This is a genomic window from Micromonospora sp. NPDC004704, assembly GCF_053601675.1.
Genome location: NZ_JBSGCD010000009.1, coordinates 32,057 through 49,543, shown reverse-complemented (window position 1 = coordinate 49,543; position 17,487 = coordinate 32,057). Strand labels below are relative to the sequence as shown.

16 protein-coding genes are annotated in these 17,487 nt (G+C 70.5%); 10 read left to right on the top strand and 6 right to left on the bottom strand.

The window, feature by feature from the left end; all coding sequences use genetic code 11:
• Nucleotides 1-2: 2 nt before the first annotated feature.
• Entirely contained in the window at nucleotides 3-680 is a 678-nt protein-coding gene (locus tag ACWEFB_RS14975; RefSeq protein ID WP_452285737.1) for an HAD family hydrolase, read from the top strand.
• 26 nt (nucleotides 681-706) lie between these two features.
• Here ACWEFB_RS14975 and ACWEFB_RS14970 read toward each other — a convergent pair whose 3' ends face one another.
• Nucleotides 707-1,705, bottom strand: coding sequence for an anti-sigma factor RsbA family regulatory protein (locus ACWEFB_RS14970; RefSeq protein ID WP_452285735.1), 999 nt, complete (start codon nucleotides 1,703-1,705; stop codon nucleotides 707-709).
• Nucleotides 1,706-1,828: 123 nt separating this feature from the next.
• Between ACWEFB_RS14970 and ACWEFB_RS14965 the strand changes: the two genes are divergently transcribed.
• A complete protein-coding gene (locus ACWEFB_RS14965; RefSeq protein ID WP_452285733.1) occupies nucleotides 1,829-2,335 on the top strand; it encodes an OsmC family protein in 507 nt (168 codons plus the stop codon).
• A 154-nt stretch (nucleotides 2,336-2,489) separates the two neighbouring features.
• Here the strand turns inward: ACWEFB_RS14965 and ACWEFB_RS14960 are convergent, their stop codons facing one another.
• Nucleotides 2,490-5,423: a carbohydrate-binding protein gene (locus ACWEFB_RS14960; protein WP_452285731.1), complete on the bottom strand. Its 2,934-nt coding sequence runs from the start codon at nucleotides 5,421-5,423 to the stop codon at nucleotides 2,490-2,492.
• Between the two features lie 323 nt (nucleotides 5,424-5,746).
• Here ACWEFB_RS14960 and ACWEFB_RS14955 point away from each other — a divergent pair, with 323 nt between their 5' ends.
• Nucleotides 5,747-7,177, top strand: coding sequence for a glycoside hydrolase family 6 protein (locus tag ACWEFB_RS14955; RefSeq protein ID WP_452285729.1), 1,431 nt, complete (start codon nucleotides 5,747-5,749; stop codon nucleotides 7,175-7,177).
• Nucleotides 7,178-7,350: 173 nt separating this feature from the next.
• On the top strand, nucleotides 7,351-7,929 hold the full coding sequence (locus tag ACWEFB_RS14950) for a general stress protein (protein WP_326559594.1): 579 nt from the start codon (nucleotides 7,351-7,353) through the stop codon (nucleotides 7,927-7,929).
• A 61-nt stretch (nucleotides 7,930-7,990) separates the two neighbouring features.
• Here the strand turns inward: ACWEFB_RS14950 and ACWEFB_RS14945 are convergent, their stop codons facing one another.
• Together ACWEFB_RS14945 and ACWEFB_RS14940 are read right to left on the bottom strand one after the other, a co-directional pair.
• Complete coding sequence (locus ACWEFB_RS14945; protein WP_452285727.1) at nucleotides 7,991-8,575, bottom strand: DUF1684 domain-containing protein; 585 nt, start codon at nucleotides 8,573-8,575, stop codon at nucleotides 7,991-7,993.
• 33 nt (nucleotides 8,576-8,608) lie between these two features.
• On the bottom strand, nucleotides 8,609-9,133 hold the full coding sequence (locus ACWEFB_RS14940) for a GNAT family N-acetyltransferase (protein ID WP_452285725.1): 525 nt from the start codon (nucleotides 9,131-9,133) through the stop codon (nucleotides 8,609-8,611).
• Nucleotides 9,134-9,315: 182 nt separating this feature from the next.
• On the opposite strand from ACWEFB_RS14940, the gene ACWEFB_RS14935 reads away from it, so the two are divergent.
• On the top strand, nucleotides 9,316-9,816 hold the full coding sequence (locus ACWEFB_RS14935; protein ID WP_452285723.1) for a MarR family winged helix-turn-helix transcriptional regulator: 501 nt from the start codon (nucleotides 9,316-9,318) through the stop codon (nucleotides 9,814-9,816).
• A gap of 9 nt (nucleotides 9,817-9,825) precedes the next feature.
• The gene (locus tag ACWEFB_RS14930; RefSeq protein ID WP_326559598.1) at nucleotides 9,826-10,815 is read left to right on the top strand and encodes a pirin family protein; all 990 of its coding nucleotides are present in this window, start codon (nucleotides 9,826-9,828) and stop codon (nucleotides 10,813-10,815) included.
• Between the two features lie 214 nt (nucleotides 10,816-11,029).
• Here the strand turns inward: ACWEFB_RS14930 and ACWEFB_RS14925 are convergent, their stop codons facing one another.
• Complete coding sequence (locus ACWEFB_RS14925) at nucleotides 11,030-11,950, bottom strand: NmrA family NAD(P)-binding protein (protein WP_452285721.1); 921 nt, start codon at nucleotides 11,948-11,950, stop codon at nucleotides 11,030-11,032.
• A gap of 103 nt (nucleotides 11,951-12,053) precedes the next feature.
• On the opposite strand from ACWEFB_RS14925, the gene ACWEFB_RS14920 reads away from it, so the two are divergent.
• Together ACWEFB_RS14920 and helR are read left to right on the top strand one after the other, a co-directional pair.
• Nucleotides 12,054-12,626, top strand: a complete 573-nt coding sequence (locus ACWEFB_RS14920; RefSeq protein ID WP_452285719.1) for a TetR/AcrR family transcriptional regulator — start codon at nucleotides 12,054-12,056, stop codon at nucleotides 12,624-12,626.
• A 132-nt stretch (nucleotides 12,627-12,758) separates the two neighbouring features.
• Nucleotides 12,759-14,897, top strand: coding sequence for an RNA polymerase recycling motor ATPase HelR (gene helR, locus ACWEFB_RS14915; RefSeq protein ID WP_452286043.1), 2,139 nt, complete (start codon nucleotides 12,759-12,761; stop codon nucleotides 14,895-14,897).
• 50 nt (nucleotides 14,898-14,947) lie between these two features.
• Here the strand turns inward: helR and ACWEFB_RS14910 are convergent, their stop codons facing one another.
• Nucleotides 14,948-15,079 carry a hypothetical protein gene (locus tag ACWEFB_RS14910; RefSeq protein WP_363597848.1) on the bottom strand — a complete coding sequence of 44 codons (132 nt, stop codon included), beginning with the start codon at nucleotides 15,077-15,079 and terminating at the stop codon, nucleotides 14,948-14,950.
• A gap of 323 nt (nucleotides 15,080-15,402) precedes the next feature.
• Between ACWEFB_RS14910 and ACWEFB_RS14905 the strand changes: the two genes are divergently transcribed.
• Together ACWEFB_RS14905 and ACWEFB_RS14900 are read left to right on the top strand one after the other, a co-directional pair.
• Nucleotides 15,403-16,620 carry a phosphotransferase gene (locus ACWEFB_RS14905; RefSeq protein ID WP_452285717.1) on the top strand — a complete coding sequence of 406 codons (1,218 nt, stop codon included), beginning with the start codon at nucleotides 15,403-15,405 and terminating at the stop codon, nucleotides 16,618-16,620.
• Between the two features lie 127 nt (nucleotides 16,621-16,747).
• Nucleotides 16,748-17,434, top strand: coding sequence for a hypothetical protein (locus ACWEFB_RS14900; RefSeq protein ID WP_452285715.1), 687 nt, complete (start codon nucleotides 16,748-16,750; stop codon nucleotides 17,432-17,434).
• Nucleotides 17,435-17,487: the final 53 nt, after the last annotated feature.

Genomic DNA, 17,487 nt, shown 5'->3' with positions numbered 1-17,487 from the left:
GCATGGAGATCGACAGACCCGCAGGGGTGTTGTTCGACGTTGACGGCACGCTCGTCGACACCGCCTACCTGCACACCGTGAGCTGGTGGGAGGCACTGCGCCAGGCCGACCAGGAGATCCCGATGGCGGCCATCCACCGCGCCCTCGGTATGGGCTCCGAGCGGTTGCTGCAACACCTGCTCGGCCCGGAACGCGACCGGGACGCCGACGAGCGGATCCGGTACGGCCACGACAGCCTCTTCGCCGAGTTCTGGGACCGGCTGCGTCCCCTGCCCGGCGCGGCGGAACTCCTCCGGGCCTGTTCCGCGCGTGGGCTACGGGTGGTGCTGGCCACGTCGGCGACCGAACGTGAGCTGGCCGCGCTACGCGCCGCCCTGCTCGCCGACGACGTGATCGACGGCATCACCTCGGTCACCGACCCCGACGTGCGGGGGTCGGGTCCCGATCTGTTGGCGGCGGCCCTGGATCGGGCCGGGCTGGACCGCAGCCGGGTGGTCTTCGTCGGCGACTCGGTCTGGGACGTCGCCGCCGCCGGTGACCTCGACATCCCGTGCATCGCGTTGACCTGCGGCGGGACCGGGCGCAGCGAACTCGCCGGGGCCGGCGCGGCGGCCATCTTCGACGACCCGGCGGCCCTGCTGGCGGGCCTGTCCGACTCGCCGGTGGCCGCCCTCGGCTAGGACGTCGGCGGGACACCGACGCCCGGTCACCAGTGCATGTGCAGGCGTACGGTGGTCGACTCGTCGGTGGTGTGCACGTGGACCAGGTCGCAGAGGTGGTTGACCAGCAGCAGGCCCCGCCCCTGTTCGCTGGTGGGCGCCGCGGGCAGGAGACCGGCGAGCCGGTTGGTCAGCACGCTGGTGCCGATGACCTCGCAGACCATGCCGGTCGGCTCGGCCCAGACCCGCAGGACCGCCGGTTCACCGCCGTGCACGACCGCGTTGGTGGCGATCTCGTTCGTGGCGAGCCGCAGGTCGGCGACCCGGTCCGGGGCGAGACCGGCCTCACCGGCGAGCGCGGCGACCAGGGCCCGCATCCCGGCCATCCCGGCCCGGTCGAACAGCAGGGTCGACGGGGTCAGCGGCGGCTCGGACAACGGCCGGTTGAATGCGTCGACCACCGCCTCGGGGCTGCCGTAACCGGCGCTGCCCTGGGGTACACCGGCCCGGATCAGCACCGGATGGGTGCTGGCCGCGTCCGCGATCACGTCGGCGTTCAGCGCGACCGCGTCGTACGGGCACAGGATGCTGGCCGGCTCGTCGCCCAGGGCCAGGTTCACCAGCGCCTCGTGCTGCACACAGCGGGGGTACGCGACCGCTGCCCGGCCCGGCCAGATCGGCTCGACGACGATCCGTACCCGGGTGGTCGGGTGCTCGGCGAGGAAGGCGTGCAGGATGCCGGGGATGATCCAGCCCGGATTGCGCCCGGCGGTCGCCATGTCGACGTACCGCACCTCGGGCTTGTCGCCGTCGCCCGCCTCGCGCGGCACCTCGACCGCGTGGCGCGGGACAGCGATCGCCTCGACCGCCCGGCGCAGCGCCTCGTGTCGGGATTCCGGAACGACGACCAGGACCGGCTCGGCGGCGGCCAGCCCGGCCTCGACGAACGTCCGTACGCCGGTGACGTAGTCGTCGTCGTCGCGGTAGAAGAGGGCTTCGTGGCGCAGGGCACCGGATCGGGACACGGCGCGCGGCACAATGGTCATCTGTCGTACCACCGGCCCACGCGCACCCCCCGTTGTCCGCACCTCCGGTTGGCACCCTACGCGCGGCCGTTCGGCTCCCGCACGCGGAGATCGGATAGCCGTCTCTCGGCCGAAGGAGTGATCGTGCCCAGAACATCGCACCGCTACCCGCTGACGCTCACCTGGACCGGGGACCGGGGCAGCGGCACCGCCGACTACCGCGCGTACGGCCGGTCCCACGAGGTGACCGGGTCGGGTCTGCCGCCGCTGCTCGGTTCGGCCGATCCGACCTTCCGTGGCGAGGCCGACCGGTGGAATCCCGAACAGTTGCTGGTCGCCGCGCTGTCCCAGTGCCACCTGCTGGCGTACCTGCACGTCTGTGCGGTGGCGGGGGTGGTGGTCACCGCTTACGTGGACCAGCCGGAGGGGGTCCTCACCCGTACCTCGGGCGGGGGTGGGCACTTCACCGAGGTGGTGCTCCGGCCCCGTGTCACGGTGGCCGCCGCCGACCAGGTCGACCGGGCGCGGGAGCTGCACCGGGAGGCCAACCGGCAGTGTTTCATCGCCAACTCGGTCAACTTCCCGATACGCCACGAGCCGGTGATCCTGCACCACCACCTCCCACCACCCCAGCCCTCGCCACTCTTGTAGAGAAAGAGTGGCTATCCGCGACGGATTGGCCCCTCTTTCTCTACAAGAGTGCTGATCTTGGGGGCGGGGTGGGAGGGGGGGCGCCGGGCTGGTGTCCGTGTCCGTGGTTGACGGACACCAGCCCGGCTTGCTCGGGTGGTGGCTACTCAGTGGGTCACGGGAGCGTCCAGCGCTGGGCGCCGGTGCCGTTGCAGTCGTAGATCTGCAACTGGACCCCGTTGGTGAGGCTGGAGCCGGGGATGTCCAGGCAGCGGCCGGACTGCGGGTTGCGCAGGCTGCCGTCGGCCTGGACCGTCCACTGCTGGGCGCCGCTGCTGTTGCAGGTCCAGAGGTGGATCTTCGTCCCGTTGACCAGACCGCTGGCCTGTACGTCCAGGCACTTGCCGAGTCCCCGGATGGTGCCGTCGGTGCCGACCGTCCAGGTCTGGTTGGTCGCACCGTTGCAGTCCCAGGTCTGGACCCGGGTCCCGTCGGCGGTGCCGCTGGCGTTGATGTCGATGCACTTGTTCAGCGCCTTGATCGCACCGGTCCGGGGACCGGTGGGTCCGCCGGTGCCGATGCCCGGTCCGACGAAGGTGTAGCTGTCGATGTCCAGGATCGCCCCACCGCCCCCGGTGAAGACCAGGAACAGGTCGTGGGTCCCGTCGTTGGGGCGGGTCACCGGGGCGGTGACCTCGGTGTAGTTGTCCCACCCGCCGGTGTTCGGCACGGTCACCCGAGCCACCTCGGTCCCGGTGGTGGAGTCGTACCGGAAGGAGATCGTGCCGGTCGCGCCGCTGCCGTTGCTGACCCGCGCCTTGACCGAGTTGATGCCCTTGAGGCTGACCGCGTGGTGCTTGACCCACTCGCCGTTCTGGATGTCACCGAGCCGCTTGCCGCCCTCGGCGGCGGCCTGGTCGATGATCTGCGGACCGCCCAGCTGTACGAAGTGCTCGGCCTGCCACTGCTTGGGCCAGAGCGTGATCGTCTGTTCCCCGGTCAGCGGCACCGAACCCGTCGCACCCTGGTCGGTGTAGGTGGCCCGGACCACGAAGAAGAGCACCGAGTCGGGGCCGGCGTGCACCGGGCCGGTGTTGAAGGTGGCGCTGCAACCGGTCCCTTCACCCTCCTCGTGGGCGTGGTCCTGGTGGCCGAGGGCGACCCGGATGATGACCCGGGAGCAGTCGATCGCCCCCTCCTGCGGGTCGGTGGCGGAGGCGGTGACGGTGAAGTTCTGTCCCCAGTCGAACATGCCGCCGGCCGGGATCGCGTTGATGGTCACGCTCGGCCGGCTGTTGCCGACGACGATCGGGACCAGGGTGGTGGCGGACCGGCCGGTGCCGTCGCTGACCGTGAGCCGGGCCCGCTTGTCCCCGTTGGTGGTGTACGTGTACGACGGGTTCGCCGCGGTCGAGTCCGTGGTGCCGTTGTTGTCGAAGTCCCAGGCGTACGTGATCGGGTCGCCGTCCGGGTCGGAGCTGCCGGCGCTGGAGAAGGTGACCGCCAGCGGCGCCGGGCCGTTGTCCCGGTTCGCGCTCGCCTGGGCGATCGGTGACCGGCCTCCCTGGACGTAGTTGATTTTGTAGAGGCCGGCGTCGGCGGCGCCGGAGAAGTAGCCGCTGCCGTACTCCAGCAGGTAGAGCGAGCCGTCGGGGCCGAACTCCATGTCGATCGGGTGGACCAGGTTCATCCCGGCGAGTACCGGCTCGATGATCGTCGGGGTGCCGGTCGACGGGTTCCCGTTGTTGAACTGGACCTCCTTGATCCAGTTGCGGCAGTACTCGGAGATGAGGAGCTTGTTGTCGTAGTACTGCGGCCACTTCACGTCCGAGACCAGGTTCGGGTCGTAGTGGTAGACCTCGGTGTGGTTGGGCGAGCCGCAGCCGCCCGGGTTGTCCAGCGCGGGCCATTCCCGGCTACCGCCGTGCTGTTCCCAGACCAGCGCCGGTTTGGTCGGCGGCAACTGCTGGATGCCGGTGTTGCGCGGCGAGTTGTTCACCGGTCCGGTGGTGCCGCCGCAGGGGAACCAACCGCGTGGTGCGTTGGCCGCGAAGTCCCAGTCGTTGTATGCGACGTTCGGCCCACCGCAGTACGGCCAGCCGTAGTTACCCGGCCCGGTGGCCCGGTTGAACTCGTCGTACGCGGCCGGTCCCCGGTTGGCGAGGGTGGCACCGGCGTCCGGGCCGACCTCGCCCCAGTAGAGGGTGTTGCCGGCGCGCTTGTCGACCCAGATCCGGTACGGGTTCCGGGTGCCCATGATGTACACCTCGGGGCGGGTCCCGGCGGTCCCGGCGGGGAAGAGGTTCCCGCTCGGGACGGTGTAGGTGCCGTTGTTCTCCGGGTGGATCCGGTTGATCTTCCCGCGCAGGTCGTTGGCGTTGCCGGAGGTGCGCTGGGCGTCGTACTGGGCGTTGCGGGAGGTGCGTTCGTCGATCGGGGCCATCCCGGCGCTGTCGCCGCCGGAGTTGGTGTTGTCACCGACGGCGAAGTACAGGTTCCCGTTGCTGTCCCAGCTCATCGATCCGGCGGAGTGGCAGCAGAGTTCCCGCTCGGTCGGCCACTCGATGAGCATGTCCTCGCTGGCCGGGTCGAGGACGTTCGTGGTGGTGTTGAAGGTGAACCGGGAGATCCGGTTGACCAGCGGGGTCACCTTCGGTGAGTAGAACAGGTAGACCCACCGGTTGGTGGCGAAGCCGGGGTGCAGGGTGATCCCGATCAGGCCGTCCTCGAACCGGGCGTCGAGTTGCACGGTGAGCGCGACGGTGGTGACCCGGGTGGTGGGGTTGTAGAGGCGTACCTGGCCGCCGCCGGCGGTGGTGCCCCGGTTGATGTAGAGCACCTTGCCGTCGGGGAGCACGGACAGTTCGATCGGCTCACCCATGGACAGGCCACCGTCGAGCTTGACCTTCTCGAACCCGGTGGTCGGCGGCGGTGCGGCGGCGACCACCGGGGCCGCCTGCGCGACTGCGTTCACCGCCGGTTGGACGGCCGCCCGCTGAGCGGGTGCCGCGACCGGCGTCGCGCCGGCCGGAGCCGTCCAACCACCCAGACCGAGCACTGTGGACAGAGCGATGGCGCCGACCAGTGGCCGGCGAGGAATGCGTAGCACGAGACCTCCACGTACGTCAGGACGATCTCGGTGCCGCTCCCGCCGACCGGAGGAGACACCGCGGTGAGCAGACATTAGCGTCTTTCACTGCGATAGCCCAGAAGTTTCCGCCCTGTAACCAAAAGTTGGCGCTCCATCGACAGAAGTCGAACAACCAGGGGCGATCCGGACGCGGGGAACACGGGCAGAACATCCGTCAATGTCGTTGTGTTCGGACACGGGGTCTTCACATGGGCGTTACACCGCCGGTACGGTGGTCGATATCCGTGGGAGCGCTTCCATCCACGGCTCTCGATTTCATTCGCTACCGGAAAGGAACCCGCATGCGCAGACGATCAGCGCTCACCGCGGCCGGGGCCAGCACCACCGCCGCGCTGACGCTCGCCGTCGCCACCGTGGTCGGCCTCGACCTGATGCACCCCGGCACCGCCGCCGCGGCCGACTCCGTCTTCTATGTCGACCCGGCCACCAGCGCCGCCGTCTGGACCGCCGCCAACCCCGGCGACTCGCGCGCCGCCGTCATCCGCGACCGGATCGCCAGCGTGCCGCAGGGTCGCTGGTTCGCCACCCACAACCCGACCACCGTACGCGGACAGGTGGACTCGTTCGTCGGTGCCGCCGCTGCCGCCGGCAAGATCCCGATCCTGGTCGTCTACAACATTCCGAACCGGGACTGCAGTGGTGCCAGCAGCGGCGGAGCCCCCAACCACACCGCCTACCGGCAGTGGGTGGACCAGGTCGCGCTCGGTCTGGCCGGGCGCCCGGCCAGCATCATCCTGGAGCCGGACGTGCTCGCCCAGATGAGCAGCTGCCAGAACGCCGCCCAGCAGGCCGAGACCAGGGCCTCCATGGCGTACGCCGGCAAGCAGCTCAAGGCGGCCTCGGCCCAGGCGAAGGTCTACTTCGACGCGGCCCACTCGGCCTGGCTCGCCCCCGCCGAGATGGCCAACCGGCTGGTCGGCGCGGACATCGCCAACAGCGCCGACGGCATCTCGATCAACGTCTCCAACTACCGCACCACCGCCGAATCCGTCGCGTACGGCAAGAACGTCATCGCGGCCACCGGGATCTCCCGGTTGAAGATCGTGGTGGACACCAGCCGCAACGGCAACGGACCGGCCGGCGGTGAGTGGTGCGACCCGCCCGGACGGGCGATCGGCACCGCCAGCACCAACAACACCGGTGACGCGGCGGTCGACGCCCTACTGTGGATCAAACTGCCGGGCGAGGCGGACGGCTGCATCGCCGGCGCCGGACAGTTCGTCCCGCAGCGGGCGTACGACCTGGCGATCGCGGCCGGGCCGGTTCCGACCACCCCGCCCACCACCCGCCCGCCGACCACCCCACCGGCAACCACCCCACCGCCCACCACCCCGCCCGCGACCACGCCGCCGGCCACCACTCCCCCGGCGACCACCCCGCCACCCACCACCCCGCCGGCCGGCGGCTGCCAGGTCGCCTACGTGCCCAACGTGTGGAGCGGCGGGTTCACCGCCGACGTCCGGCTGACCAACGGCAGCACCTCGGTCAACGGCTGGACACTCACCTTCACCGTCGGCTCCACCGTCCGGCTCAGCAACGGGTGGAACGGCACCTGGAGCCAGTCGGGCAGCCAGCTCACCGTCCGCAACGCGGCCTGGAACGGCAGCCTGCCGGCCGGTGGCACCGCCAGTGTCGGCTTCCAGGGCACCTACACCGGCACCCTGCCCGCACCGACCGCCTTCAACCTCAACGGCACCGCCTGCACCAGCTGACCCCCACCCAGCTGGAACGGAGCCCTGCGCCGCGTAATCGGGCGCAGGGCTCCTCCGCGTGGTGACGGGACGCCAGGGACGGAACGACCGTCGGGGCCGCCCCATCGGCCGGCCGCTACGCGTTAGCGCCGAACCGGGGCGGGAAACCGTGGCGTTGACGAAGGAGGCAGCTGATGACCACACCCATGTCCTCCAGTGGGCGGGCAGCGATACCGGGCCTGCTCGGTGGTGGCTCCAACCTGCCACCCGGTCCAGCCGGCGGAGTGGGGATGCCCGGCGCCGGCGGTGCCGACAACCTCCGCCCGAGCGTGACCATGGCGTCGTATCCCGACTACTCCGGGGCGCAACAGGCGGTCGACTTCCTCGCCGACAACCGGTTCCCGGTGGAACGTACGGCGATCATCGGTACCAACCTCGCTTTGGTGGAGACGGTGCTGGGGCGGCTGACCACCGCACGGGCCGCCCTGGCCGGTCTGGCCACCGGTGCGTGGTTCGGGCTGTTCATCGGGCTGTTGTTCGGCATCTTCACCGTCGGCAACTGGTGGGCCGTGATCGTCGCCGGTCTGCTGATCGGTGCCGCCTGGGGAGCGATCTTCGGCGCCATCGCGCACGCGAGCACCGGGGGACGCCGCGACTTCACCTCGGCGGCCACCCTCCGCGCCCGCGAGTACGCGGTCACCGTCGACGCGGACCTCGCCGACCAGGCCCGCCAGGTGCTGAGCCGGATGAACTGGCAACCCGCTCCCGGCTGACCCGTCGGAACCGGGGCCCCTCGTCACCTTCCGGGAGCGGTGACCTGGGGCCCTTTCGGCGCTACCGGTACTTCAGTTCGCCCGCGTCGATCGGGGCGGTCACCCGGTTCTCGATCGGGGCCAAGGGGCAGGCCCAGCGGTCGTCGTAGGCACAGCTCGGGTTGTACGCGTAGTTGAAGTCGAGACGGACGCGGTCCTCGGCCAGCACCGTGAGTCCACGGCCGAAGGTGCCCTTGACCGTGTCGGTCAGGTAGCGGCCACCGCCGTACGACTCCGGGCCGCAGGTGCCGTCGCGGAAGGGCAGGAACAGGCCGCCGCCGTACGCCTCGATCCACCAGAGGGTCAGCGGACCCCACGGCGTCTGCGCGACCCCGACCCGGCGGTACTGCACGACCCCGTCGGGCCCGCCGGTGTCGATCCGCAGGGTGCCCTCCGCCGGCCGGACCGCGACCTCGACCACAGCCTCGGGATTCTCGGGGAAGTACCGCACGCCGGTGAACGCCGGCCGCTCGTCGGGCGGAATGGGCGACTGCGGGTGCCGGGCGAACAGTTCATCCCGAGCGGCCCGGAAGCCGGTCAGGTCCAGGTCGGAGAGGTAGAGCCGGGCCACCCGCTCGCGCCAGTCGCTGAGATCAAGTTCGTCCACCCCGCCCACGGTAGCCCGCGACCGGCGCCGGGGTCAGCCGTCCGTGGCCAACCGGCCGTGGATGTGTTCGTCGTAACGCTGCTGGTCGCCGTACCGGTACGACTCGCGCAGGGTCCCCTCCAGCGGGTAGCCAGCCTTCTCGGCCACCCGGCAGGAAGCGGTGTTCGCCACCGCGTGACACAGCTCGATCCGGTGCAGCCCGAGCTGCTGGAACGCCCAGCCGGTCACCGTGCCGACCGCCAGGGCCGCCAGACCCCGTCCCCGGACCGGGGCGAGCGTCCAGTAGCCGATCGAGCCGTCCCCGTCGTGGATCCGGTGCAGCGAGACCGAGCCGACCAGCGCCCCGGACGCCGGATCCGCCACCGCGAACGAGGCGTGGTCCCCGCTGGACCAGTCGGCCCGGCGCCGGACCCACTCCCGCGCGCCTTCGAGCCCGGCCGCCGCGCTCGGCGCGGCGTTCCACTGGGCGATCGCCGGTTCACGCATGGCCGCCAGGACCTCGGGCGCGTCCTCCAACTGCCACGGGCGCAGCAACAGACCGGGTACGGATATCTGCACAGGTTCCACGGTCGTGCAGTCTCGCATCCCGGACCGGGCAGCGCCCCCGATTTCCCTTCCGAACGCGCCGACGATGGCGATCCCTTCAAACCCGTAGGACATGCCTACCCGAGCTGAACACCATGATCGCGGCCCGAGCAGCATGTTTGTTTCTAATTTGAAAGAGTGCTACTGTTCCGTACGTGACACAGAGTTTGAACAGCGCCCAGCTCGCCTGCTGGCGCGCGTACATCGAGTCGAGCCAGCGGTTGTTCAACCAGCTCGAGGACGAGTTGCGCGCGACGAGCGAGCTGAGCCTCGCCGAATACCAGGTGCTGGTCCTGCTCTCCGAGACGCCCGGCCAGCGCCTGCGGATGGGCGAGCTGGCCGGGCAACTGGTCTTCTCGCCCAGCCGGCTGACGTACCAGATCTCGACCATGGAAAAGCGCGGCCTGGTCACCCGGCAGCCGTGTCCGGCCGACCGGCGCGGCAGCGAGGCGGTCCTGACGGCCGCCGGCCTGCTCACCCTCCAGCAGGCCGCCCCGCAGCACGCGGCATCGGTACGCCAACACCTGATGGACGACCTGAGCGAGGACGAGCTGACCGTCCTGACCCGGGTGTTCGAGCGGCTCGGCGAGCGCCTGGCCCCCACCCGTCCCTCCGCCACCGACTCCCCCACCAGCTCCGACCTCACCACCAGCTAGGAGACGACGATGCCCGCGATCACCGTGGAAAACGTGCTGGTCCTGCCGCGGCTGCCGCGACTCGACGAACAGACCACCGAATACCGGAAGGTGCGCCGGGTGATCACCGCACCGAGCGGCTTCGAGGGCGAGGGCTTCCCGGTCCGGCGCGCGTTCGCCGGTGTGCCGATGCCCGAACTCGACCCGTTCATCCACCTGGACCAGATGGGCGAGGTCGACTACGCGCCGGGTGAGCCGAAGGGCACCCCGTGGCACCCGCACCGGGGGTTCGAGACGGTCACGTACATCATCGACGGGATCTTCGACCACCAGGACTCGAACGGTGGCGGCGGCACCATCACCGACGGGGACACCCAGTGGATGACGGCCGGGAGCGGGCTGCTGCACATCGAGGCACCGCCGGAGCACCTGGTGATGAGCGGCGGCCTCTTCCACGGCCTCCAGCTCTGGGTCAACCTGCCCCGGGCGGCCAAGATGAACCCGCCGCGCTACCAGGACATCCGGGGCAAGGAGTCGGCCCTGCTGACCACCCCGGACGGCGGTGCGCTGCTGCGGGTCATCGCCGGTGAGATCGACGGCCACCAGGGACCGGGATCGACCTTCACCCCGATCACCATCACCCACGTGACCGTCCAGCCCGGCGCCTCGGTCGACCTGCCCTGGCGTTCGGACTTCAACGCCCTGGTGTACGTGCTGGGCGGCCGGGGCACCGTCGGCACCGAGCGCCGGCCGGTGCACACCGGCCAGCTCGCGGTCCACGGGCCGGGTGAGGCGCTGCGGTTCGCCGCCGACGAGCAGCAGGACTCGAACACTCCGGTGCTCGACCTCTACATCATGGGCGGCCTCCCGATCCGGGAACCGGTCGCGCAGTACGGCCCGTTCGTGATGAACACCCGCGACGAACTGGTCAAGGCGTTCGAGGACTACCAGGCCGGACGCCTGGGGGTCATCCCCGCCGCACGGGTCCCGCACACCGACGGCCGTACCCCGCGCCCGTAACCCCCGGCGCCCGACGCCCCCGTACCGCACCGGTACGGGGGCGTCCGGGCTGCTGGGACCGCTTCGGGACCCCCGCCCGGAGCGGTGACGCGAAAATGTGGTACATCAAAGACGATGTACGTACCCGGTTGGGTATGTAGAGGGAAACGGCGCGGTCACTTTCGGCGGGACTACGCGCTGTCACTGCTCCGTGAGGCCCTGGCCTCGGGCAGCGTCAGGGCCGCAGGTGGTCGTTCGCCCACTCCTCGAACGTGGTGAGTGGGATGCCGAGGGCCCGTGCGTACTCCGGGCGGGCGGGTTGTCCGGTCACGTTGATGCGCCCGTGCGAGACGCTGGCCCACGCCGGCATTCCTGCGGCGAGCGCCTCCTCCTCGGTCATGTCGGGCACGGCCACCTCGGTGCCCAGGGCACCGGAGAGGACCTTCGCGATCTCCGTCATGGTCAGGTAGTCGCTCGCCAACTCCAGTTCGACCTCGTTGAACCGTTCGGGTTCGTTGATGGCCGCGGCGGCTGCCCTGCCGATGTCCCGGACCGCGACGAGGGAGAGCCGGGTCTGGGGCTTGAGGACGGTAGCCAGGCCGCCCTCGACACCACGGGGGAACAGGTACGCGACCGACGGCAGGAAGTTCTCCATGAACCAGCCCGGCTTGATGAGCGTCCAGTGTGAAAAGCCCGCGTCGCGTACGCGGTCCTGGATGCCGGCCTTGGTGGCGTAGTAGGACGCCAGGGACGCCCATCGGCCTTCGTCCCAGCCTGCGGTCTCGGTGTGCTGCCCGGCGCCGGAGACGGACGTGTGCACGAACTGCGGCACACCGGCGGCAAGCGCGGCCCCGATCAGGTTGGCGGCCTGGGTCAGCTCGCCGTCGAAGTCGAGACCGTCCTCTGTCATCCGGGGCATCTGCACGGAGAAGACGGCTCGGGCTCCCTGTGCGGCCCGGACCAGGGAGTCACGGTCGTCGAGGTCGCCGGTGACCAGTTCGGCGCCGAGAGCTTCGACGGCCTTCGCTCGCTCCGTTGCGGGGTCGCGGACCAGTGCCCAGACGGGAACGCCCGCCGCGAGCAGGGCGCGGGCGGTGGCGCCACCCTGTTGTCCGGTGGCGCCGGCGACCAGGACGGGGGCGGATTCGGTAGCCATGAGGCTCCTCCTGAGGTGCGCGTTCACGAAACGGCGGGGTCCGCCGTTTACGCTTGGCTACGATACGGAGGACCCCGCCACTTAGCAACCCCGAGGTGAAGCCATGCCCGTCCAGCGCGCGGACGCCCGGCGCAACTACGCGCGCCTGCTCGCGGTGGCCGAGGAGGAGATCGCCGCGTACGGCGCGGACGCGTCCCTGGAGCAGATCGCCCGTCTGGCGGGAGTCGGATCGGCCACCGTCCGCCGGCACTTTCCCACCCGCCACGCACTGCTGGAGGCGGTCTTCCGCGAACGGATCGAGCTCCTGTGCACCCGCGCCCACGATCTGACCGATGCGGCCGACACTCGGGCGGCGCTGCTGGAGTGGTTGGGTGCCGTCACCGCAGACGCGGCAACCATCCGAGGGCTGGCTATCGCCCTGACCCGCGACCGGGTGGCCGACCCCGGTGTGGAACACACCCACTGCGCCACGGCACAGCTTACCGAGGCGGGCGCACCACTGGTCCGCCGCGCCGCGGACGACGGCGTACTGACACCCGGCGTGAGCATCACCGACCTACTCGCGCTCATCACCGGCATCGCCCTGGCCACGGAGAACCACCCCGACCCCGCCACCGAGGCGGGCCGGCTGCTCGACCTGACCGTGGTGGGAGTCAGCCCCGTCCGGGGCGAGTGAAGGAAAGAGGCATAACCACTCCTTCCACTCCTAACGTATACCGCACCCCGGGGCTTGCGGCAAGACCCCGGGTCTGCCGCAGAATCGCTGGTCGAGCTCAGTACCTGCGGAAATGGGGATGCCGTGAACCTGGTGACCGAGAGCGTCTTCGACCTTCCGGACCGGATGTCCGCCAAGGCGGACCCGACGCTGATCGCCCGCGACGAGCGGCACTTCGCGGCCATCACGGAGAGCCTCGACCGGACGATCACCGACCTGACCGAACGCCTCGACGCCGAACGCAGGGCGCCCGGCGGTGTCGGGCAGGCCGCGATGGACCGGGACCAGGAGATCCACCGGCTGACGGCTCGGCTGCGTACCCTGCGCCGTTACGGCTCGGACCTGTGCCTCGGACACATGGTCGACGCGGACGACCCCGAGCCCGTGTACGTCGGACGACTCGCCCTCACCGACAGCGCGGGTCGGCGACTGCTCCTGGACTGGCGCTCCCCGGCCGCCGAGCCGTTCTTCGGCGCGACCCACGCCAACCCGATGGGTTTGACGAGTCGCCGCCGGTACCGCTGGACCCGGGGCCGGATCACCGACTACTGGGACGAGGTGTTCAATCCCGACGGGTGGGAGGGGCACGCCGCGCTCGACGACCAGTCCGCGTTCATCGCCAGCCTGGGCAGCAACCGGTCAGCCAGGATGCGGGACGTGCTCGGCACGATCCAGGCCGACCAGGACGCCATCATCCGGGCGGGATCGCGCGGCGCCCTGGTGGTCGACGGCGGTCCGGGTACGGGCAAGACGGTCGTCGCGCTGCACCGGACCGCGTACCTGCTCTACTCCGACCCCCGGCTCGGTCACCGGCGCGGTGGCGTGCTGTTCGTCGGCCCGCACCAGCCGTACCTGGCCTACGTCGCCGACGTACTGCCCAGCCTCGGCGAGGACGACGTGCAGACCTGCACCCTGCGGGACTTCGTCGCCGAGGGGGCCACGGCGGTGATCGAGGCCGACCCGGAGGTGGCACTGCTGAAGTCGTCCGCGAACCTGGTACGGGCGATCGAGGCGGCGGTGAGGTTCTACGAGGAGCCGCCGACGAAACCGATCACGGTTACGACCGAGTGGTCCGACATCCGGTTGGACGCCGACGACTGGGCCGAGGCGTTCGAAACCCCCGATCCCGGTACGCCGCACAACGAGGCGCGGGACCAGATCTGGGAGAAGCTGCTGGAGATCCTGGTCGACAGGTACGACGGCGACGAACCGGAGGCCCTGCTCGTCCGGTCGCTGCGGAGCAACCGGGACCTGCTCGCCACCTTCAACCGCGCGTGGCCGCTGCTCGAAGCGGCCGACCTGGTCGGGGACCTGTGGTCGGTACCCGCGTACCTGCGCAAATGTGCGCCCTGGCTCGGCGCCGACGACATCCGGAAGCTCCGGCGCGCGGAGGCTCAGGCGTGGACGGTGTCCGACCTGCCACTGCTGGACGCGGCACGCCAGCGCCTCGGCGACCCGGAGGCGTCACGGCGTCATCGTCGACACACCGCCGCTCTCGCCGCCAAACGCGAGCAGGTGGAACGGGTCGTCGAGGAGCTGCTGGAGGCCGAGGACGACAACGAGGGCGCAATGATCATGCTGCACGGGCGGGACCTGCAGGACGCCCTGGTCGAGGAGCCCGCACTCGCCGACACCGACCCGGACCTGCTCGCCGGGCCGTTCGCGCACATCGTCGTGGACGAGGCCCAGGAGCTCACCGACGCGCAGTGGCAGATGCTGCTGCTGCGGTGCCCGTCCCGAAGCTTCACCATCGTCGGGGACCGCGCCCAAACCAGGCACGGGTTCCCGGAGTCGTGGCAGGAACGTCTCGAACGGGTGGGGATCGACCGGATCAACCTCGCCTCCCTGAGCATCAACTACCGGACGCCGAAAGAGGTGATGGCGGAGGCCGAGCCGGTCATCCGGGCCGTACTGCCGGACGCCAACGTGCCGACGTCGATCCGCGGCAACAACATCCCCGTCGTACACGGAACGGTTTCCGATCTGGGTTCGATCCTCGACGCGTGGCTCGCCGAGCACAGCGAAGGGACCGCGTGCGTGATCGGCGACCCCGCGTTCCGGGCGACGTCCCGGGTACGGTCGCTGACCCCGGAACTGTCCAAGGGGCTGGAGTTCGACCTGGTTGTCCTCGTCGACCCGGAGGGTTTCGGCACGGGGATCGAGGGCGCGGTGGACCGCTACGTGGCGATGACCCGCGCGACCCGGCAACTCGTCGTCCTCACCAGTTCCTGACAACGCCGCTGGTGTCCTCCGTCGCGGCGGAGGACACCAGCGATTCGCGATCAGGCGGAGACCGCGAAGATCCCCACCACACCGAGCACCACCATCACCAACACCGCGACCAGGGCGCCCCGTTCGCCTTCGACCGCCTGATCGGGCTGGTCCGGTGTGCTGTCTACAACCTCGCTGGCCATGTGCTGTCCCTCCCCTGTCCCCTGCTCGAAACGGACGGTGCGGGCACGCCGACGTACCGGGCGCCACGTCCTGGTGAACGCGTTGGTCACGCCCGTCGCGGGGAAGGGGGCCCTCCCGCGACGCGCCGAACGTGCCAACCTGGCATCCGATTAGCCAATCCGAGGGCACGGAAACCGGTCCGGGGCAGCAATTTCGCGGTTCTCCGGACGGAGACCGTCGAGGTGTGCAGGGCGAATCCGGTTCGTCCCGGTTACCGCCACCGTGTCGGGCCGGATGTAACTCGATGGTGCGGGCCGAGCCCGAGCGGGTAGCGTGCCGGCTCGTGTCCCGTACGGTCACCCTTGTCCTGGTCGACGCAGACGGCGTACCCCTGGGGGTGTTGCCGGCGTACGACGTACCGGCGCCCTGGTGGCAGGAGGTCGCGGACGTCGTGGCCGGTGCCCGGTCCGCCCACGGGGTGGACGTCACCGTGCTCCGGTTGTTGCACACCGAGCGGCCGGTGCCGCACGGCGGGGCGGTCGGTTACCTGGCCCAACTCGCCCCGAGTGCACCGAAACTGGCCGATCTGAGCGCCCTCGACCCGGCCGTACTGACGTCGATCCGGACGCCGGAGCCGTTGCGGGCCGCGTGGGCGCAACCGGGTGGCCCGGCGCGGAGCCTCCGGTGGGCGGCCGACGAACTGACCCGGCTCGGTCGGGGCGGCTTCACCGGCCACCAGCAGCGGGCCTGGAACCTCTCCACCATCTGGCGCCTGGACCCGGAAGAGCCGGCAGGGAGCGGTACGCCGGTCTGGCTAAAGCAGGTGCCACCGTTCTTCCGGCACGAGTCGACCGTGCTGCGCTGGCTCGGCCGGGAGGCGCCCGACCTCGCCCCGGCCCTGCTCGCCGCCGACGACCACAACGGGCGGATGTTGCTCGACCACGTGCCGGGTGACGACTGGTACGGGGTGGACGTCACCGGACGCGACACGATCGCGGCCGACCAGCACCGGATCCAACTCGCCTCGATCCCGTACGCGCAAACGCTGGTCGATCGGGGTGTACCCGACCGGCGGGGAGCCCTACTGACCCGGACGGTGGTCGACACACTGGTGGCGAGCGGGGCGGACCTGAGCGGCGTACGACGGCTCCTGGACGACCTCGACCACCGGCTCGCGGCAATCGCCGGGTGCGGCCTGCCGGACACCCTCGTCCACGGTGACCTGCACCCCGGCAACGTCCGGTACGACGGCGGCCGACGGGTCCTGATCGACTGGGGGGACGCCTTCGTCGGCCATCCCGCCTTCGACATCCTGCGTCTGAGCGAGGGCCTGACGGCGGACGAGTCGACCGCCCTGGTCCGCTCCTGGGCCGAGCGGTGGCGGTCGAGCCGGCCGGACTCCGACCCGGAATCCGCGGTACGGCTGCTGCGTCCGCTGGCCGCCCTGCGCAACGCGGCGGTGTACGCGGACTTCGTCAACCGGATCGAGCCGAGCGAACGGGTGTTCCACCGGGCCGACGTACCGCATTATCTGGACGAGGCCGCGCGACTGGCCGGGTAGTCCCACTGTCGCCTATCCGTCGTTGCCCTCCATTGTGGACAAGCCGTAGCGTCGCGACTACCCATGGTTTGCCGCGGCCGTACACGATGCGTCGCGGCCGAGCCGGTTCACAGTACGGAGGCTCCCGGTGACCGATCATGTCGCGCCCGCAATCGTCGCACCACAGCTCGTGGTCAACAGCCGGATGATCTACTTCGGCTGGCTGCCGGCGGACCCCGACGCGGTCGCGGCGCTGGTGCCGAAGGGCCTGGAACCGATGGCCAACCGCCAGGTTTTCATGAACCAGTACGTGGTCGACGACGAGGGCCAGACCTCGGGTTTCGGCGCCTACTCGCTCACCTATCTCGGGCCGGACCTGGCCGGGCTGGACGCCCCCGACGGGGTGACCCCCGGCCGGTGGTGGACCCACTACCTCAACTCCAGCCCCGTGGTCCGGGAGTACGCCGCCGCCCGTGGCGCCCCGGCGAGCGTGGGCCGGACCACGATCGAGGTCAGGGGCCGGCGGCTGGTCGCCACCACCGAGGCGGACGGTGTGCCGGTGATCCGGACCACGGCCCGGGTCGGCCGGACCGGCGAGGCCGTCAACCGTGGACAGTTGCGGTACATCACCGACGTCGACGGTCAGCGGACGAGCGGCATCTACCCGTTCATCGCCGAGCCGGTCGACCCGTTCGAGATCGAGTCCCTGGAATTTCTGAACCCCAACCACTCCACCTGGGCCCTCCGCCCCGCCAACCCCCTCGAAATCACCTGGGGCTTCTACTCCCCCCGCTCCTCCTTCGCCTACCCCGGCGGCGAGTCCCCCCTCCCCTGACCCCCCTTCCAAGCTCAGCCCTCTTGTAGAGAAAGAGGGGCAATCGCCCGCCG